The sequence below is a fragment of the Streptomyces sp. NPDC052023 genome, assembly GCF_044548465.1.
Lineage (GTDB): Bacteria > Actinomycetota > Actinomycetes > Streptomycetales > Streptomycetaceae > Streptomyces.
This window is the reverse complement of the sequence record NZ_JBIUBW010000018.1, coordinates 145,326-171,222: the sequence shown is the minus strand read 5'-3', so window position 1 is coordinate 171,222 and position 25,897 is coordinate 145,326. Positions and strand designations below refer to the sequence as shown.

Sequence of the window (25,897 nt, the reverse complement as noted above, 5' to 3'; positions counted from 1 at the left end):
GCGGGTGCGGGCAAGGCGGGCGCGGTCGCGAGGGTCCTGGGCACCACGGCGAAGGTCATCGACCCGATGACGTACATCGCCAAGGGCGCCGGCGCCGGTCTGTCGAAGATCGGCGACATCAGTGCGGCGCTGAAGGGCGTCGGCACCATCGACATCCCGGCGTTGCCCGACAACGCCATCACCCTCCCCGAAGGCGCGGTACGCCTCCCCGAGGGCGCGGTACGCCTCCCGGACGGCGCCACCATCCCGGCGGGCGGCATCAAGATCCCCGAGGGCGGTGCGGTCACCCTGCCCGAGGGCACCCCGCTCCCGGTGGGCGCGGTCGACCTGGGCAACGGCGCGGTCAAACTCCCCGAAGGCACACCGGTCCCGGCGGGCGCGGTCGAGCTGCCCGAGGGTGCGGTCAAGCTCCCCGACAACACCCCTGTCCTGCCCGAAGGCACGGTCAAGCTGCCCACCGAGGAAGGCGCCCCGGCCCGCTACTACGACCCTGAGGGAAACATCCTCGACGAGAACGGCAACGTCCTCGGCAAGGCCGACGACGGCCCCGGCGACATCGTCGACCAGCCCGGCATCCCCCGCGACGGCGCCGACCTCCCCCGCGTCGACTCCCCCGTCCGCGAACCCGCCATGGCCGGCGCGGCAACCCACACGGCCGACAACGCGCCCCAGCACCTCCACCTCGGCAGCGACCCCACCGCCCTCGGCGACCTCGGCCGCACCGCCGACGACACCACCCCACCCACCCGCACCACCGACAACCTCCCCGGAGGAACGGCCGGCAACCTGCCGGGCGGCCACGCCGACAACCTGCCGACCAACAGCGTCGACACCCATGTCCCGGGAAACAACGTCGGCGAAAACCTCCCCGGCGGCCGTGGCCCGGCGACCGAGACAGTGCCGGTTCGTGAGGGGGCCGGCGATGCGGGACGGGGCCAGGACGGGCTGCCGGGCGAACGAGGCGAACACGCCGGTCATCCGCAGGGTGCCGGACAGCCGGACGGCCCCCATCACTCCGGGGACGGCTCCGGCCCCCGTCCCGGGGACGAGTTGGCGGACGACGCCGCCGATGAGGCTCCCGACGGCCGGCATGCCCAGGGAGGCGACGACAACCCGTACGCCGGACACGAACCCGACTACTCGAGGCCCGCCCTGCTGCCGGCGGAGGGGCCGCTGACGCTGCGGGACGTACGCAACACCCGCGACGTCCGCACGCGCTGGGAGCGCGGTGAGGAGTTCCACCGCCAGATGTGGGGTGGCGGGCCTGAGCGTCATTATCCGGTGCCCACCAACAGCGACCCCCGCTATCCGGTGACCGCAAGCGGCGGGCGCAAGGTCGACGTTCCCGTCGACCTCCCGGACGGGCGCACGATCGCGGTCGAGGTGAAGACGTACGGGCCGTACCGGACCATCACGCTGAAGGACGGAACCAGCGAGCTGGTCCGGAACGAAGTGCCGCTCAGCAAACACATAAAGGAGCAGATTCACAAGGACATCGCTCTTCGGCGCATGAACCCCGGATATGACCCTCGATGGTCTTTCACGCATGCCGGCCCATCCGCCGAACTGCGCGCCTATCTCACCAAGGCAAAAATCGTATTCCTCGAATATGGCCCTGCGCCCAAGAAGGACCAGTGGGACGCGCCGACAAAGAAGAAGTAGACTCCTTCTTGGTCAACTGGAGGGTTGAGAATCATGCAGAACCAGACGCCGGACGGGGCGGCTGCCGAGGAGTGGACGGAGGGCGCGCACCGCAATGCCGCCGGACTCGCGGCCTCGCTCGGGCTGGCACCGGAGCGGTACGCGGAGGACCCCCTGCTTCTGCTGCCCGGCCTGCAGAGCTACGTCGACCGGCTTCCGCTGGCCGAGTTCGAGCAGACCGACTGGATCGGGCTGCACACGGACCTGACCTCGTTCCTCGGGGACCTGCTCGTGCGCAGGCACGGCGCACGGTGGGTCCAGGTCGCCGATTCCACTTCCCCGGCCGGTCACCGCTACTTCGTGGAAGCGAAAGGCATGGACGGCAAGCCCGGTCGCGTCGAGCCCTATGACGTGGTGATGGAGGAATTCGAGAATCTTCCGATCGAGATCGGCCGGATGATTGCGAATGCCGAGGCCACGCTGAACTTGATTCCGGTGGTGGACGAGGAATCCGTCGGTCACATGTCACTGGAGGACCTGATGGGCGAATCCGGCGAGTCCCGCTGAGGATTCCGGAAGGAATCCTCACGTCGGCGCCCCGGCGTGGCAGCCAGGTCCTCGGTCACTGTGAAGCCGACGGGTCGGCTGCCCGCAGGGGCATCCTGACGACCTTGCCCGCCCTGTTGAGGAGAACTTCGGGAGCGTCGTCCTCGTAGAACCTCAGCTGTCCGATGAAGCCCTCGGTCTTCGCGTGGAAGGCGAGCATCTCCACCAGGGCATCCAGCTCGGGCAGGAGCTCGGCGTGAATCTCCTGCCGTGCCGTCAGGGACCAGTGGCCGTCGCCCTGGAGGAGCTCCGCCATCAGGACTCCCCCGATGCGCACCGCCGGGCCCCGGCCCGCCAGAAGGGCGACGAAGTCCGGCACGTCCTCCACGGCGTCACCGCCGTCGTCCGCGTCGTCGAGCCCGAGATGCCGGCGCAGCAGGTCGAGCACGGCGCGGGGTGCGGTCGGCGTCAGGTCGAGGGCCAGATCCACGGCGAACACATCACTCATGCCCGGTGATTCTAGAACCGGGTCCCCGGCCGGCGGCTGCCGGCCCGGCAAGCCGGCGTACCCCCACCGCGTCCATGCGGGCGGTCGCGAGCGGTCGGCGAAGTGCCCGGCCACGGACTCGTACCACCGCGGGGATTGCCGGTGTCCGGCGTCATGGCCACGCCTTCGCCGAGCCCGCCCACCCGCAGGAGAGCAGGAGCCTAGAACAAACTCAGCAACGCCTCCGCCGGATCCCTCACCCCGTTCTCCCCGTCCGGCAGCGGCAGTTCGAACCACACCGTCTTGCCGCGGTGCGTCCGGCGGGAGCCCCACGCGGCCGACAGCAGGCCGACGAGTTGCAGCCCCCGGCCGCCCTCGTCGGTGTCGCGGGCGCGGCGGCGACGCGGCTGGACCAGGCCGGAGTCCCAGACCTCGCAGACCAGGGTGCGATCCAGCAGCAGGCGCAGCCTGATCTCGCCCTCGCCGTAGCGCAGCGCGTTCGTCACCAGTTCGCTGACGAGCAGCTCCGTCGTGTCGACCAGCGGCTCCAGACCCCAGCCCAGGAGCTGGGCACGCGCGTACTCGCGGGCCCGGCCCACGCTGCGCGGTTCGCGCGGCAGTGTCCAGTCGCCCACCGACTCGGCCGGCAGCCCCTGGACGCGGGCCATCAGCAGGGCGATGTCGTCCTCACCGTGGTGGCTGTCGAGGGTGTGGAGAACCTGGTCGCAGACGTCCTCGAGAGGCCGGGCGGGATCGGTGAGCGCCCCGACGAACGCCTGGAGCCCCTCGTCCAGCGGGTGGTCCCGGGACTCGACCAGTCCATCCGTGTAGAGCGCGAGCAGCGCGCCCTCGGGGAGTTCGACCTCGACCTCCTCGAAGGGTTCCCCGCCCACCCCCAGCGGCAGGCCCGGGGGCACGTCGAGCATCAGCGCCGACTCGCCCGGTTCGACCAGGACCGGCGGCAGATGGCCCGCGTTGGCGAAGGTGCACCGGCGGGTGACGGAGTCGTAGACCGCGTACACACACGTCGCCAGGTACACCTCCGACAGGTCCGCCTCGCGGGGGCGCCGGGCGGCCCGGGTGGCCTGCTGGATGCCGCCGGGGGTGCCGAGGCCACGGGCGATCTCGTCCAGCTGGGAGAGCACCTCGGCCGGTTCGAGGTCGAGCTGCGCCAGTGTGCGGACGGCCGTGCGGAGTTCGCCCATCGCGACGGCGGCGCGCAGGCCGCGGCCCATGACGTCGCCCACCACCAGCGCCGTACGGTGTCCGGGCAGTTCGATGACGTCGAACCAGTCACCGCCCACCTCGCTGGGCCGCCCGGTGGAGGCGTTCCCCGGCAGATAGCGGCAGGCGATGTCGAGGCCGGAGGCGACCGGGTCGCCGGGCGGGAGCAGCGACCGTTGCAGTATCAACGCGCGTTCGTGCTCGCGACGGTAGAGCCGCGCGTTGTCGATGCAGACGGCGGCCCGCGCGGCCAGTTCCACGGCGAGATCGCGGTCCCGTTCGCCGAACGGCTCGCTGCCCTTCGTACGCGAGAACTGCGCGAGGCCTACGACCGTGTCGTGGGCGACCATCGGCACGGCGAGCGTGGACTGGACGAGGGCGCCCTCCGCGGCGGGGACGGTCTGCGGGCGGGCCGTGCGCAGGGCGTCGGCGCAGGGCGAGTTGAAGGGGTAGTGGTGCACCGCGCCGACCGTGACCGGATCGCCCGTGCCGGCGAACGGCGCGTCGGAGACGGCGCTGGCGAAGGCGACCCGGCGCAGTTCGGCGCTGCCGTCGGCGAGGCCCTGCGGGGTCTGGTCGCCGACCAGGAGCCCCTGGTAGAGGTCGACGGTGGCCAGGTCGCAGAAGCCGGGGACGACGACGTCGAGGAGTTCGCGGGCGGTGGTCTCCAGATCGAGGGAGTTGCCGATGCGCGCGCCGGCCTCGTTGAGCAGTGCGAGGTTGCGCCGGGCGGCGGCGGCCTCGCGGGCGGCGGCGCGGCGGGAGGTGATGTCGGTTCCGAGCCAGGCGATGCCGATGGGGCTGCCGGTCCCGCTGTGCACGCGGTAGAGGTTGACCGACCAGTGACGCCGCTCGTCGGAGCCGGGGCGGAAGCCCGTGACGTGCATGTCCGTGATGCTGTCGCCGGTCTCCAGGACCCGGCGCATGGTCGCGGCGACCCGCTCGGCCTCGCCGCGCGGCAGATAGTCGTGCACCCCGCGGCCGCGGTGGTCGTCGGGCGTGCCCCCGAAGACGGACGCGAACCGCTGGTTGGCGCGCCGCACCCGCAGATCAGGGTCGATCAGCAAGAAGCCGAACGGGGATTGACCGAAAATGGCCTGCGAGGCGGCGAGGTCGGTCTCGATGCGGCGCAGTACACGGACGTCGACAACGATGCAGACGGCCGCCTTGTCACCGTCCTCCGTGCGGGTCGGCATCACGTAGACCTCGGCGAGACCCCTGCCGCCGCGCCCGCCGTCGGCGGTGTCGGGCAGCCGGAAGGGGACCACACCGGTCCACTCCCGCCCGTCGAGGATCTCGGCCATCTTCCGCTGCCCGCGCTCGCGCAGGTCGGGGTCGATGAACGCCTCGATGGGGTCCATGCCGACGGCGCGTGCGGGCGGGATGCCGAAGAGGCTCTCCGCGCGCAGACTCCACTGGTCGACCAGGCCGTCGGGTCCGATGGAGAAGGACGCGACCTTTATGTAGTCGTAGATCGAGCCGGGCGGACTGCTCTGCCACAGGGCGTCCGAAGGCGGCATCTCCATGAAGGCACCCGCGGCCTCCGTCCTCGCGCCGTCCGACGGGTCCTCGGACTCCGTGGCCTTCGCTGGTATCTCGCTCACGCGAACCGTCCCCTCCAGCTCACCGCGTCCGGTACCGGTCACCGGGGGCGGCTGCCCGCAGTATCCAGCACTACGGCGCCGCGCAACACGGTGTTCACGATCACAGCACGGTCCAGGCGGTTTTCGGACCGTGCCGCGACAACACTTCCAGTCTTCTAACCAGGGGACACACCCTCGAATCACGCCTGGGGGCAACGACTTCCGGCCGGATCCGGCCCGTGGACAGGAGTACGGCCGCTGTAAGCCCCCCGGAACCGTCCTTCAGCCCGGGACGGCGAGCTCGAACCACACCGTCTTCCCCGACTCCCCGGGCCTCGTTCCCCAGCGGCGCGAGGACGATGCCACCAGCTGCAGCCCGCGCCCGCTCTCGTCCTCGGAGCGGGCGGCGCGTTCGCGGGGTGGTTCGGGGAGCGGGTCGGAGACCTCCACGAGCAGGACGTCGGGCAGGCCGGCGGGGCGCACCAGCCGCACCCCGATGGGGCCCGTGGCGTGCCGCAACGCGTTCGTCACCAGCTCGCTGACCAGCAGTGCCGTGACGTCACTCACACTGTCGAGCGCCCAGCCGTGCAACTGGCGGCGGACGACGGACCGCGCGGTGCGCACGGCTGTGGGGTCGGCGGGGAACGTCCACTCGGCACAGTCGCCTTCGGTGTCGATCACACCGATCACTTCCCAGGACAGTGAGCCCACCCATGTCCGGTTTCGTGGGGTTAATGGGCACATACCCGATATACCGAGCGCAGTACCCACGGGAGGGGCGCACTGTGGCACCAACGGCGTACGGCTCCCAGCCGAACGCCAACGGCCCGACGCGAACGACCGATCACGCCGGTCGCGCTTCCACAAGCCCACGGATCACGCCCGTCGCGCTCCCACGGGCCCACGGATCAGGCCGGTCACGCTCCGGCGTTCCCGGCGTCCAGCTCCCCCGCCACCTCGCGGACCGCCGCCACGTCCTGCTCGAGCCACTCCACGCTCCACAGCGTCGCAGCCGTGAGCCAGCGCAGTTCGTCGTGGTCCTGGAGGGCCTTCGGCTCGGGGGAACCGGCGCGCAGCCGAGCGGTCCACACATGCAGGACGTACGGCGAGCGGAGCGGCCACTCCCCCGGCACGCGGCGCACGGCCTCCGCCTCGACGCCCAGTTCCTCCCGCAACTCCCGCACCAGCGCGGCCTCGGGCGCCTCGCCGGGTTCGACCTTGCCGCCCGGCAGTTCCCAACGGCCTGCCAGCTCGGGGGGCGCGCTGCGGCGCGCGGCGAGCAGCCGGCCGCCGTCGAGCAGGGCGGCGCCCACCACCACGATCCGTTCCGTCATGCGCCGGAGCCTACGGGAGCGCCCCGGCGGCGCCGCTCACCGCTAGGGCCCGTCCTCCCCGATGCGCTCCACCCAATAGAGCTGCTTGTGTCCCCGGCTGTCGAGACTGTCCGCGATCTTCTGTGCCTCGGACCGCGTCGCATACCTGCCCACGCGGTAACGATTGCCGCTGTCGTCCTGCCGTATGACCAGCCACGGAAGAGTCACCGTGCTGTCGTTCATCGCGCCCCTCCGCTTCCTGCTCTCGGCCCGCGCGCCCCGCCCGCCAAGGAAACCGCAATCCGCATATGCCCGAGCCTACGCCTTACCTTCACGCAGCGAATACGGCTTTTCACAAAGAGGTACGCAACAAGCCAGCGTCAGGGGGGCGCGCGAGGGCGGACGCGCCGTCCGCGCACCTCGGCGCATCCGGTCAGCGGCATGCCGGGCACGCAGGGGTTCACCTGCCAAGACGTCCGGATTCCACCGGCGCGTGAGGGGCTCCCGGCACGCCTGTGCCGGGAGCAACTGCCGTGAGGTGGTGCGCTACTTCACCGGAAGGTGATACGCGACCCGGTACCGATCGGCCGGGATCACGACGTCCGCCGTCTCGACCGGGCGCCCGGAAGCGTAGAAGGTGCGCTGCACGACGAGGACGACATGACCGGGGACGCCGCCGAGTGTCAGCAGCTCCTCGGCCAGTCCGGGGCGGGCGCCGACCTCCTCGGTGACGTTGTCCACGACCACGTCGATGGCGGCCATGCGCTCGACGACACCCATGCCGCCGAGCGGGCCCTCCTCGGGCAGCATCACCGGCGTACGCCCCGTGACAGCGAGCGGCTCCCAGGAGGTGGCGAGCATCATCGGCTCGCCGCTTTCCCGGTACAGGTACTTGGTGCACATCACGCGGTCGCCGGGCCGGATGCCCAGCCGCTCGGCGATCGCGCCGCTCGCCTCGGTCTGCGCGCTGCTGGATTCCCAGGTGCCGCGCGCGGCCGCGTCGGCCTGCTCCTGCCGGAACGGGGTGGCGCCACCGGCCGGGCGGTACCCCGAGCGGGCGATGCTGCGTGGCACGGGCCGCTCGCGCACATAGGTCCCGGAGCCGGAGCGGCCCTCGACCAGGCCCTCCGCCATGAGCACCTTGCGGGCCTCCAGCGCGACCGTGTCCGAGACGCCGTACTCCTCGCGGATTCTCGCCTGCGAGGGCAGACGGGTGTGCGGTGGCAGCTGACCGTCGACGATCTTCTGGCGGAGATCACCCGCGACGCGCAGGTACGCCGGCTGCTCACCGAATGTCACTGGCCACTCCCATCAGGTTGTACAGACAGCAACAGCGTGGCAACCGTGGGTTGAGCCAGGCAAGCGAGGGCCAGAGAATCACTCGATGTGATGACTTCTGGCCCTGGCAGGCTTTACGCAGGCAGTTTGTCCCCGCTATGGGGCGCTCACACGTCCGTCTCCGGGGCGGTTCCGCCGGAGGCGCCGACGGGCGGAGTGGTGTCCAGGCCCAGAGCTTCGCGCGCGGTGACGGTGGCCGGGCCGTCGTGGAACCCGTAGCCCTCGTCGTAGTGGACGTAGAAGGTGTCCGCGTCCCCGGCATCCGCCGCCTTCGCCCAGTCGGCGCCGGCCGACGCCAGTTCCTGCACCAGGGCGGCCACGGGCCGTTCGGCCCCGGCGGGCCAGGTGCGCCCCTCCAGCGCGGCGCCCTGCCCGGCGAGCACGTCGTGCATGTCCTGCGCCCAGGCCCGGTTCGCCGCCAGGTCCTCCTCGGGGAAGGCCTCGGGCTCCTCGCCCATGACGGCGTCGATGGCCAGAGCCGCCTCCAGGAAGGCCACCTGGTCCGCGTCGAGGGTGGTCCGGTCGTTGCGCAGGGAGCCGGTCAGACCGCCCTTCCCGTCGGCGTTGCCGAAGAGGCAGGTGATCTCCCGGTCGCCGAGGATCCAGGTCTCCCGGGTCGGCGTCAGGTAGTACACGTCGACATGGTCCGGCAGCGCCCAACTGTCCATCGCGTAGGCCCCTTCCAGGGCGTAGCACCTGTCGTCGGCGACCTTCGTTACCTGGTCGTCGCCGGGGAAGGTGCCGCCGGGCAGGGTGACGGTGGCGAACACCTCGCCGTCGTGTCTGCCGGAGCAGGGCACCACCTCGACGTCGTACGTCTCCCCCTCCAGCGACCCGTCAGGGGCGTCGAAGCACTCTCCCTTGTCCGGCGAGACGATCACGTTCTCCCGCGCCCCCTCCTTGAAGCCCTCCCAGACGGCGGACACCGCGCCCGTCGAGAGCGACACAGCCAGCAGCGCCAGCCCGACGGCCGACACCACGGCCCCACCGACCGCCATGCCCTTGCCGCGCTCGCCCTTCCGCTTGATCTGGCGCAGCGCGATCAGTCCGAGCACCAGCCCGACGCCCGGCAGGAAGCACAGGATGCCGAGTACAAGGGCGGCGATGGCGGCACCGTTGACCGGCGGCAGCCCCGGCGGCGGATACGGCGCCCATCCCCCGTACGACGGCTGCGGGCCGTAGGGCCCCGGAGCGCCGTACGGTCCCTGGGCCTGCGGAGGCGGGTACTGGCCGTGGGGACCATGAGGACCCTGCGGCACCTGGGACCCGGGGGGCGGGGGTATGGACACGGGTACGGTGCTCCTGGTTCGGACTTCGGCAGGCGAGGGTAACCGTCGTCCGGCTCGCGGCCGCGAGATGCACGACTGGCGCATCGTATGCGGGGACCAGCGGGGGTGGAACGCGGATCACGCGGGCCACGGCACACGCCGTACGCCGGGCCTCCGTACGGACTGGCTGCGCCCGACCAGGACTGGCCGACGGCGCCTGGGACCCGGCAGGACGCATCGACGTCCATCTGCCCCTGGGAGAGGAAGGGATGACACCAAGCCAGGTGCCGCAAGCCGGGGCCGGCATCCTCGCGCGCCGGCGCCCGAGAAGCCGGCCATCGGATCGGCCGGGCAGTCCGTCACGGCGACGTCCGGGGCGCCCCGAGGACTCGGACGACCCCGGGCAACCCCGAGGTCTCCTGACGGACAGGCCTCGTCCCCGCGGCGGGCGGGCGCACCGCCCGGGACCACGGGGACGAGAACGAACGGGGGAAACGATCGCCGGAATCGGTCAGACGTCACCGATCACGGACGACGACCGGGCGTCAGAACTGCAACGCCCAGGCGTCGATCCGCCCCGTGTCGTACCGCGCGTTGTCGCTGACCCTCAGCTTCCACGTGCCGTTCGCGGCCTCGGAGGAGGCGTTGACGGTGTACGTGGCGTCGATGTTGTCCGCGCTGCCGCCGGTGCCGTAGCCCTTGAGCGTGTACGCCGTGCCGTCGGGGGCGACAAGCTGCACCTGGAGGTCACCGATGTAGGTGTGCACGATGTGGACCTCGACGGACAGCGCTGCGGGCGCGTTGCCGGACACTCCGGTGACCGTCACCGGGGACTCGGCCGTCGCGTTGTCGGCGATGGCGAAGTCACCGGTGTTCTCGAAGCGCGGGCCGGGCGGCGTCGGGTTGCCGCCGCCGACGTACAGCAGGCGGTTGGGCGAGCCGGCGCCGGGGCTGGTGACGACGTTGGGGGTGGCCGCGGACGTCAGCGCGTTGGACACCTGGGCGGGCGAGGCCGTGGGGTTGTCGGCCAGGTGGAGCGCCACCGCTCCGGCGACGTGCGGGGTCGCCATCGACGTACCGGAGATGGTGTTGGTGGCCGAGTCACTGCTGTTCCAGGCGGACGTGATGGACGAGCCCGGGGCGAACAGATCCAGGACCGTTCCGTAGTTGGAGTAGCTCGCCTTGGCGTCGGTGCTGGTGGTGGCGCCGACGGTGATCGCCTCGGTCACGCGCGCGGGTGACCTGGTCGAGGCGTTGGTGGTCTCGTTTCCGGCCGCGACGGCGAAGGTGACCCCGGAGGCGATGGCGTTGCGTACGGCGGTGTCGAGGGCGGTGTCGGCGCCGCCGCCGAGCGACATGTTGGCGACGGCCGGCTTGACCGCGTTCTGGGCGACCCAGTCGATACCGGCGACGACCTGGGCGGTCGTGCCGGACCCGGAGTTGTTCAGCACACGGACGCCGACGATCTTCGCCTTCTTGGCGACGCCGTAGGCGTTGCCGGCGACCGTGCCGGCGACGTGGGTGCCGTGGCCGTGCCCGTCCTGGGCGGTGTTGTCGTTGTCGATGGCGTCGTAGCCGTAGGAGGCGCGGCCCCCGAAGTCACTGTGGGTGATGCGGACGCCCGTGTCGATGACATACGCCGTGACGCCCTGACCGGCCGAGTCCGGGTAGGTGTACGAGCTGTTCAGCGGGAGGTTGCGCTGGTCGATGCGGTCCAGGCCCCAGGAGGGCGGGCTGGGCTGGGTCCCGTCGATCGTGAAGGTGCGGTTCTGGACCACGGAGGCGACGGCCGGGTCGGCGGCGAGACGTTTCGCCTCGGTCTCGGAGGCCTCGATCGCATAGCCGTTGAGGGCCTTCTTGTACGTGCGCTCGATGGTGGCGCCGTACTTCTCGGCCAGCGCGCGTCCCTCGGCGGAGCCCGAGCGCGCCCGGTCCGCCTTCAGGGTCACGATGTAGCTGTCGGCGACGGCGTTCGCCGCGCCCTCGTACTGGATGTGGCCTTCGGCCGCCCCGGCGGGCAGCGCGGAGACGAGTCCCGCGGCGAGTGCGGCGCTGGTCAGGGCGCCGATCGCGGCCAGTCTTCGCCGGGTGGTGGGGCGGGGAGTACGCATCACTGCCATCTGAGGGGTCCTCCTCAATCGGTGGTGCGTTGGTGTGGGGGTCGACGCCCAGATGAGCAGGGGCATGACAATGACTGGGCGCTCACCTGTGCGTCAGCCGAAAGATTGAGGCTTCCACAGGAATTGCACAAGGGCCGTGCACGAACGTAACTTGCCCGCCATAGACCCGACATGATGGCCCGTCAAGAGCATCCCGAAGCCGATTACGCCCCGGGAGAGGCGCCTGCCGCTCAGCCCTCGGACGCGACGCCCCGGGGCCGCCGGCCTCCCGCACATCCCGCTGTCGACGACGGCGGCGTTCCGCCCGCTCCAGATCACGCGCCGCTCCCGTGAATTCGCGGGTAATAAGATTGTTGCGCGCTACACGGTGACCCTCGCTCCTACTTCCGAACCATTTGCATCAGGTCTCGTTGAGAGAGCTATGAGGACGCTTCTTCTGCCAGCAGTTGTCACTGCGGCAGCCACCGCACTTCTTTCCGTTTCCCCAGCTCAGGCAGCCCCTTACCCGAAATCCGCGTCGACCCACGCCGAAATTTCGGAACCGACACCCCTCGGGAACCTCCTCCAGGGAGGCCCCGTTTCGTTTCCGGAGTCCCTCATCCGGCTCCTGCCGCTCGGTCAAGAAGTCTGAAGAACTGGTGCCCGAGGGTGCCTCCAGGACGGCACCCATAACTTGAATGGCGCACCTGCGTTTATGAGGTGCGGGTGAGTGCCCGCGATGAAGTCAGGAAGGCAGGAAACCTATGAGACGGGCTACCCGAAACGGTGTGTTCGCCGTCGTCGCCGCGTCCGGTGCGATGGTCATGGCACTCCCGGTGTCCACCGCCCTCGCGGCCGACGGAGCCGGTGCCGAAGGTGCGGCGGCCGGCTCGCCCGGGCTGGCCTCCGGCAACACCATCCAGCTCCCGGTGGACGTGCCGGTGAACATCTGCGGCAACACGGTGGACGTCGTAGGTCTGCTCAACCCGGCCGCGGGCAACACCTGCTCGAACAAGGGCGCGGCGAAGGCCGGCGGTGCGAAGGACACGGACAGTTCGGCGACGAGCGGCGAATCGGCGGACAGCTCCAGCACGGAGTCCACCGGCGGCTCGGCCACGTCCGGCGGTGCGACGGCCGAGGCCGTCGTCACGGATTCGCCCGGGCTGATCTCCGGCAACGGCATCCAGCTCCCCATCGACCTGCCGGTGAACGTTTCCGGGAACAGTGTCAACGTGGTCGGCCTGGGCAACCCGGTCTTCGGCAACCAGTCGGTCAACGGCCCCGGGGAGGAGACCCTCCAGCCACCGAGCACCCCGGCTCCGAACACCCCGACACCCAAGCCCCCGGTAACGGAAACCCCGGCGCCGCAGCCTCCGGTCGTGGAGCCTCCCCTCGTCCAGGAGGAGCCCGGCGCGGACCTGGAGATTCCCACGCTGGCCCACACCGGCGCGGACCTCACGGCGTCCGCCGTCGCCGGCAGCGCCGCGCTCCTCGTCACGGGCGCGACGCTGTACCGCCGTTTCCGCCCGGCCCGCACCCACTGATACTGATCTCGATCAGCACCTGTCAGGTCAAGCCGCCGTCACCGTCGCTGACAAAGCGCCGGGGCGGCGGCGGTCTGTTTCCGCACATCCCGCACCGGCTCCCGATCGAGGACGAGTCGGAGTGGCATCCGGTATCCGGAACGCGGTTGGACAGAGGCAAGAGAGAGGGACGCCGGCCGATGCCGGCGTCCCTCTCTCTGATGCGATCGTCGTCGAGACGAAGTGCCCCTGGGGGTCGTCCAGGTCAGAGCGCCTGGCTGTTGCAGCCCATGTCCGAGCCGAGGTGGTTCTGCTGCGCCCCCGGGTTGCCCTCACCGTTCAGAATGTTGCCGGCCAGCCCGGTGAGGGCGCCGATGCTGCCCAGCACCTCGATGTTCATGTCGTGCGAGCGGCACTCGATGCCCTGCGTGATGTCGAGGTCGCTGTACGGCTCGTCGGCGACGGCGGTGCCGGCGCCGAAGGAGCCGACGCTGCCGAGCATGGCGCTCACGAGGACGGCCTTCTGAAACTTGCGCATTGGTTCTCCGTTGGTCGAGCGGGTGGGGTCTGCAACACGTGGTGTTGAGATTGCGGGCGGCACCGGGGAGGCCGGTCAGCCGAGCTGGGGAAGCCCCAGTTGACCGACGGGCGGCGCCGCGATCTGCCCGAGGCCGACCGGCGCCAACTGCGGTGCGGTCCCGGGGGAGATGAGCGGGCTGACGATCGGGTTCAGCTGCGGGTTGACCTGCGGGTTCACCTGCGGAGTGACCTGCATCGGGGGCTCCGGGGCGAAAGCCTGGGGCATGGCCACCTGGGGGGCCACCTGCGGCATGACCTGGGGCATGACCTGCGGCACGACCTGGGCCGGCTGCGGCTGGGGGGCCTGCGGCTGGTACTGCGGGGCAGGCTGCTGATACTGCGGAGCCGGCTGCTGATACTGCGGGGCAGGCTGCTGATACTGCGGAGCGGGCTGGTACTGCGGAGCCGGCTGCTGGTACGGCTGCGTGGCGGCCTGCGCGGTTCCCTGCGACGAGGCCGCGGCGTAGGCGTGCCCGGACTGCTGCGGCGCCGGAGGGGCGGCCTGCTGCGGGTACTGCTGGTACTGCGGGGCAGGCTGCTGATACTGCGGAGCCGGCTGCTGATACTGCGGAGCGGGCTGGTACTGCGGAGCCGGCTGCTGATACTGCGGGGCAGGCTGCTGGTACGGCTGCGCGGCCTGTGCGGTTCCCTGTGCCGTCCCCTGCGCCGCGGCCGAGGCGGTAGGACCGGGCGGCGGGGCGCCCTGCGGGGCCGGGTAGTCGGGAGCCGCCATCGGAGCCGCACCGCCGTATCCGGCGGGGACAGTGGCATGGCTGGCGTCGGCACCGACACCGGTCAGACCGCTGGCCGCCGCTACAACGAGCGCGGCCTTGTGAAGCTTGCGCATGAAACCCTCGGCCCTTCGATACCTGAATTGGTGATCCATTGCATTCAGTGCGCCGTCACGCGTGCACTCGGCGCGACACTCGCAACTGCACCGTCAGCAGCGGTCAAGCTTGAGGAGCCCGCGGACTTCGCATAGGAGCCAGCAGCACATTCCCTCACGCGTCTTCGGGTCCACGGTCGCTGCCCTCCCCACGTGGAACGAGGTTTTCCTCGCGGTGGTCACGGCGCGCCATGACCCGTCACCCATTTGCCACTAACGGCACGTCACTCGGGCCGGCCCCCCGCACCCTTGCGTCAAATGGGTGACCACGACAGACGGCCCGTATCTGGCTTCGCGCTCACCTCGTTCCCCACGGGCAGGAAGGATGGATGGTCTGTCGCAGCCCCTTCGGACAACTCAACTGCGCCAACCGCGCCGCCCCTTCTGCATTTCACAAGGTTCCGTGCACAGGTCAATGAAGGGCCGAGGATTTCATGCGCAAACTTCAGCGAGTCGCGCTCGTCGTCGCAGCAGCCGGTGGTCTGTCCGCCGTCGGCGCCGGCCCAAGTTCCGCCGCCACACCCCTCGCCTACGACGGGGCCGCGCCGCCCCCCGTTTCCCAGCCGGACGCCCAGGCCACCTCGGCGACCTCCTCGCAGGCGTCCGCGCAGACCTATGGCTCGCCGGCTCCGCAGCAGGCGGCTCCGCCGCGGGGCACCTCGGTCAGCCCGCAGGTCAACCCTCAGCTGAACCCGCAGATCAGCCCGCAGATTTCTCCGCAGGCGCCGCAGGCGGCACCTGCCGGGCAGAGCGGCCCGGTGGGCCAGGCCAACCTGTTCCGCCCGTCTCAGGAGTGCAGCCCGCAGAACCTGCTCAACGCGAACGTCCCGGTCGCGCTGCTCGCCGCCTCCCAGACCCGCGGCGTCGACTGCACGCAGGCCAACAGCCAGGCCAACTCCTTCGCCCACGCCCGCGCCCGCTAACGCTGTCGGAGAGCCAGGCGTCGCCGCACGGCACCGGTGCCTCGACGCCTTGTGTGCAGGCCAGTTGACATGCGATACGGCTTTCGGGTGTTTTTGCTCCGCACTTGCAAGATCGGCGCGTCGATGCCCGCTTTGCCGCATTTCGTATTAATCTCCAGGAACTGTAAAAAGTCGATCTTCCACAGATCGCAACCACCCCACCTCCACCGGAGATGACATGCGCAAGCTTCGCAACGTTGCCGTCCTGGTCGCCGCAATCGGCAGCATCGGCCTCGTGGGCGGCACGGCCCACGCCGACCAGGGCAAGGGCAAGGACGGCGACAAGTTCAACATCACGCAGAGCTCCCAGTGCAAGTCGCACGACCTGAACCTCGACATCCTTGGCCAGGTCGGCCTGCTCAACGGCCTGCTGGGTAACGGGCTCAACGGCGAGGGCAACCCGGGCGCCCAGTCCACCCACATCGGTTCGACCATGGGCTGCAACAACAGCGCCTTCTGAAACTCCGGCCGGCGCACAGTCGGCAACTAGATGGTCCCGGCACCAGGCCTCAGGGCTAGGCGCCGGGACCATCTGCATGTGCCCGCGGATTTCGGGGTGATGCGGGAATAACGCAAGTCCCCCGGAGCACGTTCCCTTTGCGTGATATCTGTCGCCGGCACTCACCCGCGCACAGAACGAAGCCCGCCTCCCCCCACTTCGCGAGGAGCTCCTCCACAACCCTCGGAGGGCAAAAGGCGCCAGGGGGGAAACGCCTCCCACCACGCATCGCAGCAGCACCGGTCGCACAGAGCGGCGGGGCCCGGCGCGCGGCCGCACAGTGCGGCGCCACAAAAGAGAAATGCCGGGCCGGGAAGGATCCCGGCCCGGCATTCGCCGTTGCGCTCAGAGCTCGACGCGCGGCTTCTTGAAGCCTTCCGGCAGCCGCGCCGTGTTGGAGCAGTCCACGACCGGCCCGACACTGGCCGACCCGCCGTCCAGCAGCGCTTCGTCGCGGAACACGATGTTCGGCCGGTCGATCGTCGAGCACTCCTGCTCCTGCCTGATGACATGCTCGCCGCCCTTGTCCGTGCGGGTCTCGCTCTTGCGAACGCAGACCGTGCCGCCCTGGGTGGTGCTTTCGCACTGGCCCGAGCGTCCGTCCGCGTATGCGTTTCCGGCGCCGGCACAGATGGCGGCGAGACTTCCGACGATCCCCGAAATGGTGGCGATCTTCTGCGCAGTGAACATGTGCTGCATTCCTTTACGACGTAGGCCCGGGCGCCTTTGCCATTCACCGGTGTGCGCCCGGGCCTGTGATGGTCGAAACCGGTCGTTCTGCGCCTGGACGCATTGTCAGCCGCGCCCGGCGGTGGTATAGCCGCAGCCCGGACGCACACAGTCATGGACTGCCACGCGTCCGGGCTGCCTTCGCCACGGTTGTCACTCAGCACACCGCTCGACAGGCCGAGTTGGGATCAGGCCGCTGCGGAGATGCGATACGCCCTTACTGGCCCTCGCCGTGCTCGCCCTCGTTGTGCTCACCCTCGCCGTGCTGGCCGTAGTCCTGCTCGGGCTCGGTGCTCTTGTGCTGCTCGGGCGCGGGCTGCGGGGCAGCCTGCGGCGCGGCCTGCGGCTGCGCGTAGTAACCACCGCCGACGGCAACGGCACTGGCCGACGAGTTGGCCACGGCGGTGACCGGCGGAGCCACGTCTCCCTCACCGGCGAAGCCGACCCCGGCACCGAAAGCGGACAGCCCTGCGACCGCGACGGCTACAACGGCAACACGCTGCAACTTGTGCATGAAATGATCCCTTCTTATCCAGGCAGGAAGCCCGGCTTGACTACTGCCTGTGATCATATACGCACATTTCGTCACATCTCAGGATCTACGCCACGGCTGTCGTGTCGGCCCAGTCGCTTGTTCCGCGGCAAGGACCCCGCCGGCCGGAGGAATTCGCCTCCTGAACTCAGCGCGTCAGGCCGAAGGTCTCCTGCACGCCGTCAGCTTCATCAGCCGCCCCCGTGGTCGTGGGGGAACAGGTCACCTCGGGTCCGATTCGCGTCGATCCGGTCCCCCAGGCGGCGGGCAGCGTGAGCGGCTTCACCGGCACACAGGTCTCCTGATGGGGGATCACACCGTCCTCGGGGATCACGCCCTGGATCCGCTGGGTGCAGGAAATGCCGCCCAGGAGGTCGTTCGTGCAGCCACCCGGCGATGGCGCGACATTCGCATGGGTCGTACCCGTGACGGCCACGGCGAGGCCACCGGCGAGCACCGAGACAATGGCGATCTTCTTCCTGCTGAACATGTGATGCGCTTCCCTTCGTAGGAATGCCCGGCACGCTCGGACACCGGGCGCGCCGGGCACTGTCTTCGACACTCGGACAACCGGCCCGGGGAAGGGGGCCCTTCGAGGCTGATCCCGCAGAGTCCCGCACCGAGCGCCGGGACGACGACGCCGCCTGGCTCAGCCGGTGAAGGCGTTGTTGTACTGACCGCAGGCCGTGTCCACGGTGCCGGCGAGTCCGAGCACACCGATCGGGATGTCGTTCTCGGACACCGTCTGCGGGCTGCACTCCTGGTAGGGCCGGTAGAGGTCGGTCAACCGCACGCCACTGTCGGGGGTGTCGGCGGTAGCGGTGCCGGCGCCGACGGCGGACAGGCCGCCCGCCGCCACTGCTGCGATCACGACCTGCTGAAGCTTGCGCATGGAACCCTCGGTTCTTCGCTCGTACATCGAGGCTGATTGCCTACCGTGACTGCGCAGACACTAGCAGTAATCATTCGCGGCTTTCCACACTCGGCGCCCCTTCGAGGGGCACCGGCTCACACCATCACCGGATGGATGCCAATTGACCGTATAAAAGGCTGGATTACCGTGCGACTTGTGCTGTCAAGCCGCGAGAAGAAGGGGTGGCGACGGCTCGGCACCCCTGTCAACTCAGCTGAAAAGACGGAGCAATCGCGTCAGGAGAATTCCAGTTCCGCGGCCCTGAGATGATCGCGCGCCGGGGTGGAGACGATCAGGTCCCGCAGTCCCTCGACGTACCGCCGCACGTTCTTGTAGGCGACGTCGGTGTCCGGGTAGCGGCAGGCGAACCAGAGTCCCTCGTGCAGCCGGTTGACCCAGGCACACACCTGGTCGCCGTAGGACACCCGGATCAGCCCGTACGCCCTCTTCTCGGTCCAGCGGGCCGAACCCGGGATGAGGCGGGCGTCCACGTAGGAGACGATCGAGTACATGTCGGGCGAGGTCGGGCGGAAGTCCTTGCCCAGCAGCCGCAGTACACGCGCCAGTGGAATGCGCGCCAGCGACCGGTTGGCCCGTAGCTCGGCGCGGACCGTCTCCAGCGCCGCGTCGAAGTCGCGCGCCGCGGGCACTTCGATGGGGGCACCGCCGACGTACCAGCCCACGGAGTCCGACCACGCGGACTTCAACCGGGTGTGGAAGGGCACGACCGTGCGGTAGACCGGCTGCCCGCCGAGTTCGTGCACGATCAGACTGGTCGCGGCCAGAATGCCCACCAGGCTGCCGCCGTAGGGCCGGCAGCGCGCCTCGAACGCGGCCGCGGCCTCCGCGTCGACAAGCGGCTCACACACCAGCTTCTGGGCGGGCAGAGCATCTCCGGGGCGCAGCCCCAGATCGACGGGGAACTCCGGCAGCCTCCCGTCGCAGCGGCCGATGAACTCCCGCCAGCGCGCGACGATGGTGTGGGTGTCGTCGATCCCGTCCGCGTCGGCCCGTTCCTGCTGGCAGAAGTCGACGTAACTTCCCGCGGCCGTACCGGCGATGGGCCTCCCCGTGACGCCCGCGACGTAGAGTTCGTGGATCTCGTCAGGGATGCGCTGCAGGGAGTAGGCGTCGACGTTGGTGTGGTCGAAGGCCATGTACACACTGGTGGATTCGTCGCGGACGACCGCCGCGTAGATGAGGTTCGGCCAGCCGAGCGCGTCCGCGGCGACGTCGAATCGATCCTGCAAGTACCGCGTCAGCGTCTCCGTTTCTGCGAAGTCTCCGATCTCCTCGCGCCGCAGCGACACGTCGTTGCCGCGCAGTGTGAAACGGTGCATGTCGTCGCCGGACCACCTGAAGCCGCTGCGCAACGTCTCGTGGCGCATCGTCCAGTCACGCAAAGCCTGTTCGAGCGCGTCGAGGTCGACCCGGCCGGGCAGGTCGAACGCGGTGCCCAGCCAGGTCGGTACGAACAATCCGTCTTCCCGCACCGATCGCGCCGTCCTGATGTGCGACTCCTGGATGTATGCCGGCGGCCGCGGATCCGGCGGCAGCACTGCCGCGGCCGCGACGGTCGCCTTGCTGAACGTCCACTCGACGAGTCGTCCGGGCCGGACCTCACAGCGCTGAATGTCAGAAATTCGCACGGTGGCGTCTCCTTCGCAGAAGACACCAGCTTGATCAAGGGGGGGCCGTGCGCGCGCGGTGACCGTTGTGTCGCGGACTTTTCAGCGGGACGTGTGACATGTCGAACGGTGAAGCGATACCTCGACGATGAGCCCGTTCCGCTGACCGGTCATACGGATCACGGGGCCGCGACGAGGAGATGGCACCCTGCTGGCATGGCTGAACGAGACGCTGCATCGCCCGAGTTGTGGACCACCGTCGACGCGCTGTGGCGCTGGCTGGAAGCGGACCAGCCGGTCAACGGCCGCGAAGGGGTCCTGCTGCGCATGCTCAAGCTCCAGGAGGAGGTCGGTGAGGCGGCCCAGGCGGTGATCGGCGCGACCGGCCAGAACCCGCGCAAGGGCGTGAGCCACACCTGGGAGGACGTTCAGTCGGAACTGTGCGATGTGACGATCACGGCACTGGTGGCCCTGCGCACACTGACACCGCAGGCGCGGGAGGTGTTCGCGCGGCACCTGGAGCGGGTGGCGCAGAGGGCGTTGGAGGCTGCGGGAGCGACGCTGGATGCGGAGCACCGCTCGACGGGGGCCTGACCGTCCTCGGCCGGCAACGCCTCCACGTGACACGGACTGGCCGGGGGTGCCGATGCAGAGAAATCCGTGGCACGCCGGCCGGATCTGCGACGAGACTACGCCCGGCTCCTACGAGATCTGCCCCGTCTGCCTCTGGGAGGACGACGGGGTCCAATTCCGCCGGCCGACCATGCCCGGCGGGGCGAATCAGTTCTCCCTGATCGAGTCCCAGCGCAGCTACCAGGACTTCGGCGCCTGCTACCAGCACGGCCGGCGGTACGTCCGCCCCCCGGCCCAGGACGAGCCGCTCGACCCCGCCTGGCGCCCCATCGATCTGACACGCGACTCTTTCGAGGACCGGGAAGCCGAGGACCGTGCCCCGTGGCCCGACGACCGCTCAGTGCCCTGCTGGTGGCTCCCCACCTTCTGGCGCCGGGACCACCCATGACCGCCCACATCAAGAAACTCATCCAGCAGCTCGACGACTTGACCGGCCCGTCGTACGACGCCCGCGCGGAACTGATCGGCATCGGCTCCGACGAAGGCGGTAACGGCGCGCGTAGGCCGAAGCCTCCGTGAGCCACTCGTCACGCCATGAGCCCAGCAGCAGTCGGAGACGACCTACTCCGCCGCATCGAGCAGGAGCCCGCCCTTGCCGCCGCGCTGGCCTGGCCCGGCCTGGAGATGTCGACCTCGAGCACGGGGATCCCATCGAGGAACTCGCCCTTCCTACCAGGATCCCCCTCCAGCCGATAGCCGGTTGTGGCGCCGGCGGCACGTGCTACCTGTGCGGGGAGGCCGGGGCGGAGGAGAGGCCCGTCCGGTGCGCCGACTCGGAGGGCCAGGCCACATTGATCGGAACCGACCTCGTCGACGCCATCACACCCACCATGGTGCTGCCCTTCTGGCGCGACCTGGCGAAGGGCTTCGCGATCAGCGAGCTCGGCTCGGACTTTCGGGCCGACCACCCGGACTTCGAGACCCAACTGCTGTAGCCGGGCCCGCGCAGCCTCGCTCACAGTCGGCGTCGGCGAGAAGTGCGGGCACATAGGCCGCCCGACCCGCGCCGCAGCAGGGCAGACGGCCTTTAGCCGAACGTATGAGACGTAGAACCGGAATGTCTGCGGTCTGATCCTGACCTGCGGCGGAGCCCCATACACCGCTCTGACCAGCCATCTCTCCGTCGGCCTGCGTTGACTCCCGACGGTCGTTTGCGGGCGTCCTGCGGACAGGTTGCGGACCGGAGGGCACCGTCACCCGGATGCCCTGGGGCTTCCATCCTTCAGACCCAGACGCGCCTGCTCCTCCTCAACGATCCGGCGGGCCAGCTCGGTGTCCGACACGTCGACCGCGTCCGGGGTGGCTTCCGCCACGGCGCTACGGCGGGCGTAGGCATCGAACAGGCGGGCCTTCTCCTCCAGCATCTTCACCATGCGTTCGTCCACTCCTCCGGTGGCGAGCAGACGATGCACGTGAACCGACCTGACCTGGCCCATACGGTGGGCCCGGGCCACCGCCTGGTGTTCGATGGTCGGCTTGATCTGCGGCTCGCAGATGATGACCACGGAGGCAGCCTGCATATTGAGGCCGATGCCGGCTGCCTGGATCTGTGCCAGGAGCACCGCTGGTCCCGAGACCCCGGCGAAGTCGTCGACGATCTGCTGCCGTCGCCCGGCCGGGACGCTACCGGTAAGCGGGCCGAACATCGGAGTACCGGCAGTGGGACCCACAGCGAGCGCCCCCTTCACCACGCCCAGCACGTCCTTGAAATTGGAGAAGAGCACGGTCTTCTGCCCGTTCTCGCCAGCCTCCTGAACGATCTCGCGGAGCCTGTCCAGCTTGGCCGACCTCTCAGGGCGCATGTACGCAGCCCTGCGCATGGCCATGAAGTTGCCTGCGCGCACCGCATCGCGGTACGCCTCCTCGTCCGACGCGCTCAGCTCCTCCCACTCGTCGGTCTGCTGAAGACTCGGGAGTTCCGTCAGCACGTCTTCCTGGTTACGCCTCAGGTAGACCGGGGCGACGGCCTTGCGGAAGGCGACGGATCCCGGCAAAGCGTCCCGCTCGCCCAGGGAATCCGCCACCCCTCCATCGAGCATCCGGACCAGGTTGCGAAACTCCACGACCCGGTTCTCCATCGGTGTTCCGGTCATGAAGAGGCTGCGCTCACAACGCTCCGTCCACAGGGCGACCGACTGAGACCGCTTGGTCTTCGGGTTCTTCACGGAGTGAGCTTCGTCGACGACGAGCAGCCCGACCTCCCCGCCGCCCGGCGCCGGAAATCCGCGCAGTGCGTCGAACGTGGTAACCGCCACCCCGCCCCGCCCCTTCCAGTCGGCGAACGCGTAGTGCCGGTCGGGTCCGTGGAGCACCATGACGCGAAGGGCGCTGCGGGCCTCGATCTCCCGAGTCCAGTTCACGAGAACGCTGGCCGGGCAGACGACCATGAAGTGACTCTGCCCCTCGGCGGCCAGGTGTGCCAGCACGGCAATCGCTTGGATGGTCTTCCCAAGACCCATCTCGTCGCCGAGTATCACCTTGCGCTGTGCAAGGGCGAACCTCGCGCCGAACGCCTGGTAGCCGCGCAGGGAGACCCGCCGATGCGAGTCGTCGAGCTGTTGCGTCCGTACCCGCTCGGCGATCTCCTCCGGCAAGAACCCCTCGGCGGCTGCCGTGTCCGGCGGCCGCCCGGAGATCTCGGCGAGCAGGCTGTAGTACTCCGCGGAGCGGAGTTCGAAGTCCACCCATGCCGCGACGTCGGACGAAGATCCACGTAGCAGGTCCACCGAGGCTTGAGCGAGCAGCTCAGGCAGGTCGGCCCGCTCTGCTTCGTCCACGAGTGAGCGGATCTCGTCGACCGCCGCCAGGGCACGTGCCTTCCTCTCCTGGCCGGCCAGCAGCATCCTGAAGCGCCCGGTGGCGGGCTTCGCGTCGACCAGCAACGGGCCGAGCCGTTCCGACAGGGCTGCGGCTCGGTCCACCGCGCGCCGGGATTCCGGGCCGGCTTCCACCAGTACATGCAGGGCCATGACGAGCGCGGTGGTGCTCGGCTCCGGCCGGTCCACGTCAATGTGGACGGCCACCGTCTCGTGCACCGCTTCGGAAAGCCGGCGAGCAGCGGCAAGGATCTGGTCGACGGTGCGCTGCCCGACACCGGGAATCTGCCGCAACCGATAGGGACCCGCTTCGAGAACACGGCCCACCGTGCCAAGGCCGCTCTTCTCGACGTGTCCCAGCCGCAGGCGTCCTTCGGTGACGTCCTGCAGCCGGGTGACGGGGATGGCCTCGAGCTCGCGAGTGACAGCCGCGTCGTGAATCGGCTTCAGCGCCGCCCGCACCGCCTCGACGGCCCTACCGTGGTCACCGATCACTGCCTGTGCCGCGTCGTACAGTCGCACTCCCCTCGCGACCGTGTCCCGCTCGCCACGCCCCAACGCTTCCCGCCCCTCTTGCACCGTCCCCGCATCCTCCCATCGCGGGCACCGATCCATGACGGGTATCCGTCTACAGTCCCGACCTCTTACGACCGCCGGTAGGATCGGCACCATGAGTGGTAGCAGGAAGTATTCGATCAGCCTGCCCGAGGACCTCGCCGAGGCCGTACGCGCCCACGTGGGCCCCGGCGGCTTCTCCGCCTACGTAGCCGAGGCACTCGAACAGCGGGTCGCCATGGACAAGCTCCGGGAGATCGTCGCCGACTTCGAGACCGACAACGAAGCCCTCACCCGCGAGGAGGTCGAGGCCGCCCGGGCGCAGCTGCGCCACGACCACCGGCAGGCCGGCGGGGCCGCCGCCTGATGCCCGGCACCCTCCTGCTCGGCAGCGAAGGACTTTCGAAGCTCTACCGCAAGGACCGGACCGTCGTGGCTCTGGTCCAAGCGGCGTCGGAAGAAGGCATTCGCGTCACCACCAGCGCCATGACCACCCTCGAGGCCGACTACGACCGCATCCACCCGGCCCGCATCAAGTGGGTCCTCTCCCGCGTCGACGTTCACGACGTCACCAAGGAGATCACCGACCAGGCCGCCGTGCTCCTGCGTGCCCATGACCTCCACGGCCACAAGTACGCCATCGATGCCGCCTTCGCGGTCATCGCCCGCAACGCACCCCGGCCGGTCACCGTCCTCACGTCCGACCCCGAGGATCTGACACTCCTGTGCGGCCCTTCCGTGGAGGTCGTCAAGGTCTGAGGCAGCCTGACGCGGACCGGACCTGCCGCTGCCCCACATCGCGGGGCAAGGGCTCCACACCGGCAGACGCCTGTGCCCGACCCGCCAACAGGCGGGGCGGGTACAGTTCTTGACGAGACGTCACACGTTGAAGCGGAACTCCACCACATCCCCGTCCTGCATCACATAGTCCTTGCCCTCCATGCGGGCCTTGCCCTTCGCGCGGGCCTCGGCGACCGAGCCTGTTTCCACCAGGTCGCCGAAGGAGATCACCTCGGCCTTGATGAAGCCCTTCTGGAAGTCGGTGTGGATGACTCCGGCGGCCTCGGGGGCGGTGGCGCCCTTCTTGATGGTCCAGGCGCGGGATTCCTTGGGGCCGGCCGTGAGGTAGGTCTGCAGGCCGAGGGTGTTGAAGCCGACGTGGGCGAGGGTCGCGAGGCCCGGCTCCTCCTGGCCGACGGACTGCAGGAGCTCCAGCGCCTCGTCCTCGTCGAGCTCGGCGAGGTCCGCCTCCAGCTTGGCGTTGAGGAAGATCGCCTCGGCGGGGGCGACCAGGGCGCGCTGCTCGTTCTTGAAGGTCTCGTCCGTCAGCTCGTCCTCGTCGACGTTGAAGACGTAGAGGAAGGGCTTGGTCGTGAGGAGGTGGAGGTCGTGGAGGAGTTCGTTGCGTTCGGTGCCCTGCACGATGCCGTGCGCGAAGAGCGTGTCGCCCTTCTCGAGGATCTCCTTGGCCTCCTCGACCGCCTTGACCTTGGGCGCCACGTCCTTCTTGATGCGCGACTCCTTCTGCAGCCGCGGCAGCACCTTCTCGATCGTCTGGAGGTCGGCCAGGATCAGCTCGGTGTTGATCGTCTCGATGTCGTCCTTGGGCGAGACCTTGCCGTCGACGTGGACGACGTTCTCGTCCTTGAAGGCGCGGATGACCTGGCAGATCGCGTCGGACTCGCGGATGTTCGCCAGGAACTTGTTGCCCAGGCCCTCGCCCTCGGACGCGCCCCGCACGATGCCCGCGATGTCGACGAAGTCGACCGTGGCCGGCAGCACCCGCTCCGAGGAGAAGATCTCGGCCAGCTTCGCCAGCCGCGGGTCGGGGACGCCGACCACGCCGACGTTGGGCTCGATCGTGGCGAACGGGTAGTTGGCCGCCAGCACGTCGTTCTTGGTCAGGGCGTTGAACAGGGTCGACTTGCCGACATTCGGCAGACCGACGATTCCGATCGTGAGCGACACGTTGCGACTTCCCGTACGTGAGAGGGGCATGGGGGCCGGGGGGCCAAGGGCCGGGAGCCGGGGACCGGCGGGCCGATCCACCAGTTTACGGGGTACCGGCATCCGGCCGGGCGCCCTGTCGAACGCTTGGCCAAGCTCTGCCCAACGGCGTGTCGGACGGCCTATTTGGCACATT

General features: G+C 69.6%; 27 protein-coding genes and 1 pseudogene. 11 read left to right on the top strand and 17 right to left on the bottom strand.

Annotated elements, in window-relative coordinates; translation table 11 throughout:
* Nucleotides 1-1,662: pseudogene (locus ACIHCM_RS29250) on the top strand (hypothetical protein); the annotation flags it as partial.
* Nucleotides 1,663-1,695: 33 nt separating this feature from the next.
* Nucleotides 1,696-2,208 (top strand): hypothetical protein, encoded by a 513-nt coding sequence (locus tag ACIHCM_RS29245; RefSeq protein WP_399902106.1) that lies wholly within the window; start codon nucleotides 1,696-1,698, stop codon nucleotides 2,206-2,208.
* Nucleotides 2,209-2,263: 55 nt separating this feature from the next.
* On the opposite strand, the gene ACIHCM_RS29240 is transcribed toward ACIHCM_RS29245, so the two are convergent.
* From ACIHCM_RS29240 to ACIHCM_RS29205, 8 genes are all read right to left on the bottom strand, one after another.
* Nucleotides 2,264-2,695: a hypothetical protein gene (locus tag ACIHCM_RS29240; RefSeq protein ID WP_399902104.1), complete on the bottom strand. Its 432-nt coding sequence runs from the start codon at nucleotides 2,693-2,695 to the stop codon at nucleotides 2,264-2,266.
* Nucleotides 2,696-2,895: 200 nt separating this feature from the next.
* Nucleotides 2,896-5,502 (bottom strand): SpoIIE family protein phosphatase, encoded by a 2,607-nt coding sequence (locus tag ACIHCM_RS29235; RefSeq protein ID WP_399902101.1) that lies wholly within the window; start codon nucleotides 5,500-5,502, stop codon nucleotides 2,896-2,898.
* Nucleotides 5,503-5,763: 261 nt separating this feature from the next.
* Nucleotides 5,764-6,225 (bottom strand): ATP-binding protein, encoded by a 462-nt coding sequence (locus ACIHCM_RS29230; protein WP_399902098.1) that lies wholly within the window; start codon nucleotides 6,223-6,225, stop codon nucleotides 5,764-5,766.
* Nucleotides 6,226-6,398: 173 nt separating this feature from the next.
* Entirely contained in the window at nucleotides 6,399-6,815 is a 417-nt protein-coding gene (locus ACIHCM_RS29225) for a (deoxy)nucleoside triphosphate pyrophosphohydrolase (protein ID WP_399902095.1), read from the bottom strand.
* 42 nt (nucleotides 6,816-6,857) lie between these two features.
* Nucleotides 6,858-7,037, bottom strand: a complete 180-nt coding sequence (locus ACIHCM_RS29220) for an SPOR domain-containing protein (protein ID WP_399902093.1) — start codon at nucleotides 7,035-7,037, stop codon at nucleotides 6,858-6,860.
* Between the two features lie 303 nt (nucleotides 7,038-7,340).
* Nucleotides 7,341-8,093, bottom strand: coding sequence for a GntR family transcriptional regulator (locus tag ACIHCM_RS29215; RefSeq protein WP_393109832.1), 753 nt, complete (start codon nucleotides 8,091-8,093; stop codon nucleotides 7,341-7,343).
* A 146-nt stretch (nucleotides 8,094-8,239) separates the two neighbouring features.
* Entirely contained in the window at nucleotides 8,240-9,421 is a 1,182-nt protein-coding gene (locus ACIHCM_RS29210; RefSeq protein ID WP_399902089.1) for a DUF4190 domain-containing protein, read from the bottom strand.
* A 524-nt stretch (nucleotides 9,422-9,945) separates the two neighbouring features.
* Complete coding sequence (locus tag ACIHCM_RS29205; protein ID WP_399902086.1) at nucleotides 9,946-11,520, bottom strand: S8 family peptidase; 1,575 nt, start codon at nucleotides 11,518-11,520, stop codon at nucleotides 9,946-9,948.
* A gap of 767 nt (nucleotides 11,521-12,287) precedes the next feature.
* On the opposite strand from ACIHCM_RS29205, the gene ACIHCM_RS29200 reads away from it, so the two are divergent.
* Nucleotides 12,288-13,043 (top strand): chaplin family protein, encoded by a 756-nt coding sequence (locus ACIHCM_RS29200; RefSeq protein ID WP_399902083.1) that lies wholly within the window; start codon nucleotides 12,288-12,290, stop codon nucleotides 13,041-13,043.
* Between the two features lie 244 nt (nucleotides 13,044-13,287).
* Here ACIHCM_RS29200 and ACIHCM_RS29195 read toward each other — a convergent pair whose 3' ends face one another.
* Together ACIHCM_RS29195 and ACIHCM_RS29190 are read right to left on the bottom strand one after the other, a co-directional pair.
* Nucleotides 13,288-13,560 carry a hypothetical protein gene (locus tag ACIHCM_RS29195; protein ID WP_399902080.1) on the bottom strand — a complete coding sequence of 91 codons (273 nt, stop codon included), beginning with the start codon at nucleotides 13,558-13,560 and terminating at the stop codon, nucleotides 13,288-13,290.
* A 75-nt stretch (nucleotides 13,561-13,635) separates the two neighbouring features.
* Nucleotides 13,636-14,448: a hypothetical protein gene (locus ACIHCM_RS29190; protein ID WP_399902077.1), complete on the bottom strand. Its 813-nt coding sequence runs from the start codon at nucleotides 14,446-14,448 to the stop codon at nucleotides 13,636-13,638.
* Between the two features lie 473 nt (nucleotides 14,449-14,921).
* On the opposite strand from ACIHCM_RS29190, the gene ACIHCM_RS29185 reads away from it, so the two are divergent.
* Together ACIHCM_RS29185 and ACIHCM_RS29180 are read left to right on the top strand one after the other, a co-directional pair.
* Entirely contained in the window at nucleotides 14,922-15,410 is a 489-nt protein-coding gene (locus ACIHCM_RS29185; RefSeq protein WP_399902074.1) for a hypothetical protein, read from the top strand.
* A gap of 217 nt (nucleotides 15,411-15,627) precedes the next feature.
* Nucleotides 15,628-15,909, top strand: a complete 282-nt coding sequence (locus tag ACIHCM_RS29180) for a hypothetical protein (protein WP_399902071.1) — start codon at nucleotides 15,628-15,630, stop codon at nucleotides 15,907-15,909.
* A 384-nt stretch (nucleotides 15,910-16,293) separates the two neighbouring features.
* On the opposite strand, the gene ACIHCM_RS29175 is transcribed toward ACIHCM_RS29180, so the two are convergent.
* From ACIHCM_RS29175 to ACIHCM_RS29155, 5 genes are all read right to left on the bottom strand, one after another.
* Nucleotides 16,294-16,638, bottom strand: a complete 345-nt coding sequence (locus ACIHCM_RS29175; RefSeq protein ID WP_399902068.1) for a hypothetical protein — start codon at nucleotides 16,636-16,638, stop codon at nucleotides 16,294-16,296.
* 256 nt (nucleotides 16,639-16,894) lie between these two features.
* Complete coding sequence (locus tag ACIHCM_RS29170; RefSeq protein WP_399902066.1) at nucleotides 16,895-17,191, bottom strand: hypothetical protein; 297 nt, start codon at nucleotides 17,189-17,191, stop codon at nucleotides 16,895-16,897.
* Nucleotides 17,192-17,357: 166 nt separating this feature from the next.
* Nucleotides 17,358-17,699, bottom strand: coding sequence for a hypothetical protein (locus ACIHCM_RS29165; protein WP_399902062.1), 342 nt, complete (start codon nucleotides 17,697-17,699; stop codon nucleotides 17,358-17,360).
* 159 nt (nucleotides 17,700-17,858) lie between these two features.
* Nucleotides 17,859-18,101, bottom strand: a complete 243-nt coding sequence (locus tag ACIHCM_RS29160) for a hypothetical protein (protein WP_393109856.1) — start codon at nucleotides 18,099-18,101, stop codon at nucleotides 17,859-17,861.
* A 257-nt stretch (nucleotides 18,102-18,358) separates the two neighbouring features.
* Nucleotides 18,359-19,771 carry a condensation domain-containing protein gene (locus tag ACIHCM_RS29155; RefSeq protein ID WP_399902058.1) on the bottom strand — a complete coding sequence of 471 codons (1,413 nt, stop codon included), beginning with the start codon at nucleotides 19,769-19,771 and terminating at the stop codon, nucleotides 18,359-18,361.
* A 195-nt stretch (nucleotides 19,772-19,966) separates the two neighbouring features.
* Between ACIHCM_RS29155 and ACIHCM_RS29150 the strand changes: the two genes are divergently transcribed.
* The 4 genes from ACIHCM_RS29150 to ACIHCM_RS29135 all read left to right on the top strand — a co-directional run bounded on the left by ACIHCM_RS29150 (nucleotide 19,967) and on the right by ACIHCM_RS29135 (nucleotide 21,318).
* Nucleotides 19,967-20,344: a MazG-like family protein gene (locus tag ACIHCM_RS29150; RefSeq protein ID WP_399902056.1), complete on the top strand. Its 378-nt coding sequence runs from the start codon at nucleotides 19,967-19,969 to the stop codon at nucleotides 20,342-20,344.
* Nucleotides 20,345-20,396: 52 nt separating this feature from the next.
* Entirely contained in the window at nucleotides 20,397-20,771 is a 375-nt protein-coding gene (locus ACIHCM_RS29145) for a CPCC family cysteine-rich protein (RefSeq protein WP_399902053.1), read from the top strand.
* A complete protein-coding gene (locus ACIHCM_RS29140; RefSeq protein ID WP_399902050.1) occupies nucleotides 20,768-20,902 on the top strand; it encodes a hypothetical protein in 135 nt (44 codons plus the stop codon). Before ACIHCM_RS29145 ends, ACIHCM_RS29140 begins: the two co-directional genes overlap by 4 nt.
* A gap of 272 nt (nucleotides 20,903-21,174) precedes the next feature.
* A complete protein-coding gene (locus tag ACIHCM_RS29135; RefSeq protein ID WP_399902047.1) occupies nucleotides 21,175-21,318 on the top strand; it encodes a hypothetical protein in 144 nt (47 codons plus the stop codon).
* A 258-nt stretch (nucleotides 21,319-21,576) separates the two neighbouring features.
* Here ACIHCM_RS29135 and ACIHCM_RS29130 read toward each other — a convergent pair whose 3' ends face one another.
* On the bottom strand, nucleotides 21,577-23,814 hold the full coding sequence (locus tag ACIHCM_RS29130; protein ID WP_399902044.1) for a DEAD/DEAH box helicase: 2,238 nt from the start codon (nucleotides 23,812-23,814) through the stop codon (nucleotides 21,577-21,579).
* A 55-nt stretch (nucleotides 23,815-23,869) separates the two neighbouring features.
* On the opposite strand from ACIHCM_RS29130, the gene ACIHCM_RS29125 reads away from it, so the two are divergent.
* Both ACIHCM_RS29125 and ACIHCM_RS29120 read left to right on the top strand, forming a co-directional pair.
* The gene (locus tag ACIHCM_RS29125; RefSeq protein ID WP_399902041.1) at nucleotides 23,870-24,121 is read left to right on the top strand and encodes a hypothetical protein; all 252 of its coding nucleotides are present in this window, start codon (nucleotides 23,870-23,872) and stop codon (nucleotides 24,119-24,121) included.
* Nucleotides 24,121-24,513 (top strand): DNA-binding protein, encoded by a 393-nt coding sequence (locus ACIHCM_RS29120; RefSeq protein WP_399902038.1) that lies wholly within the window; start codon nucleotides 24,121-24,123, stop codon nucleotides 24,511-24,513. The genes ACIHCM_RS29125 and ACIHCM_RS29120 overlap by 1 nt, the downstream gene beginning before the upstream one ends.
* 120 nt (nucleotides 24,514-24,633) lie before the next feature.
* Here the strand turns inward: ACIHCM_RS29120 and ychF are convergent, their stop codons facing one another.
* On the bottom strand, nucleotides 24,634-25,722 hold the full coding sequence (gene ychF, locus ACIHCM_RS29115; RefSeq protein WP_399902035.1) for a redox-regulated ATPase YchF: 1,089 nt from the start codon (nucleotides 25,720-25,722) through the stop codon (nucleotides 24,634-24,636).
* Nucleotides 25,723-25,897 lie beyond the last annotated feature (175 nt).

What these genes read in the sequence shown, in the direction of transcription:
- ACIHCM_RS29120 (WP_399902038.1), top strand. Translation starts at nt 24,121, where the DNA reads ATGCCCGGCACCCTCCTGCTCGGCAGCGAAGGACTTTCGAAGCTCTAC.
- ACIHCM_RS29240 (WP_399902104.1), bottom strand. Translation starts at nt 2,695, where the DNA reads ATGAGTGATGTGTTCGCCGTGGATCTGGCCCTCGACCTGACGCCGACC.
- ACIHCM_RS29175 (WP_399902068.1), bottom strand. Translation starts at nt 16,638, where the DNA reads ATGTTCACTGCGCAGAAGATCGCCACCATTTCGGGGATCGTCGGAAGT.
- ACIHCM_RS29190 (WP_399902077.1), bottom strand. Translation starts at nt 14,448, where the DNA reads ATGCGCAAGCTTCACAAGGCCGCGCTCGTTGTAGCGGCGGCCAGCGGT.
- ACIHCM_RS29145 (WP_399902053.1), top strand. Translation starts at nt 20,397, where the DNA reads ATGCAGAGAAATCCGTGGCACGCCGGCCGGATCTGCGACGAGACTACG.
- ACIHCM_RS29195 (WP_399902080.1), bottom strand. Translation starts at nt 13,560, where the DNA reads ATGCGCAAGTTTCAGAAGGCCGTCCTCGTGAGCGCCATGCTCGGCAGC.
- ACIHCM_RS29230 (WP_399902098.1), bottom strand. Translation starts at nt 6,225, where the DNA reads ATGTGCCCATTAACCCCACGAAACCGGACATGGGTGGGCTCACTGTCC.
- ACIHCM_RS29180 (WP_399902071.1), top strand. Translation starts at nt 15,628, where the DNA reads ATGCGCAAGCTTCGCAACGTTGCCGTCCTGGTCGCCGCAATCGGCAGC.
- ACIHCM_RS29125 (WP_399902041.1), top strand. Translation starts at nt 23,870, where the DNA reads ATGAGTGGTAGCAGGAAGTATTCGATCAGCCTGCCCGAGGACCTCGCC.
- ACIHCM_RS29245 (WP_399902106.1), top strand. Translation starts at nt 1,696, where the DNA reads ATGCAGAACCAGACGCCGGACGGGGCGGCTGCCGAGGAGTGGACGGAG.
- ACIHCM_RS29205 (WP_399902086.1), bottom strand. Translation starts at nt 11,520, where the DNA reads ATGGCAGTGATGCGTACTCCCCGCCCCACCACCCGGCGAAGACTGGCC.
- ACIHCM_RS29165 (WP_399902062.1), bottom strand. Translation starts at nt 17,699, where the DNA reads ATGTTCAGCAGGAAGAAGATCGCCATTGTCTCGGTGCTCGCCGGTGGC.
- ACIHCM_RS29130 (WP_399902044.1), bottom strand. Translation starts at nt 23,814, where the DNA reads ATGGATCGGTGCCCGCGATGGGAGGATGCGGGGACGGTGCAAGAGGGG.
- ACIHCM_RS29160 (WP_393109856.1), bottom strand. Translation starts at nt 18,101, where the DNA reads ATGCGCAAGCTTCAGCAGGTCGTGATCGCAGCAGTGGCGGCGGGCGGC.
- ACIHCM_RS29170 (WP_399902066.1), bottom strand. Translation starts at nt 17,191, where the DNA reads ATGCACAAGTTGCAGCGTGTTGCCGTTGTAGCCGTCGCGGTCGCAGGG.
- ACIHCM_RS29220 (WP_399902093.1), bottom strand. Translation starts at nt 7,037, where the DNA reads ATGAACGACAGCACGGTGACTCTTCCGTGGCTGGTCATACGGCAGGAC.
- ACIHCM_RS29140 (WP_399902050.1), top strand. Translation starts at nt 20,768, where the DNA reads ATGACCGCCCACATCAAGAAACTCATCCAGCAGCTCGACGACTTGACC.
- ACIHCM_RS29185 (WP_399902074.1), top strand. Translation starts at nt 14,922, where the DNA reads ATGCGCAAACTTCAGCGAGTCGCGCTCGTCGTCGCAGCAGCCGGTGGT.
- ACIHCM_RS29225 (WP_399902095.1), bottom strand. Translation starts at nt 6,815, where the DNA reads ATGACGGAACGGATCGTGGTGGTGGGCGCCGCCCTGCTCGACGGCGGC.
- ACIHCM_RS29150 (WP_399902056.1), top strand. Translation starts at nt 19,967, where the DNA reads ATGGCTGAACGAGACGCTGCATCGCCCGAGTTGTGGACCACCGTCGAC.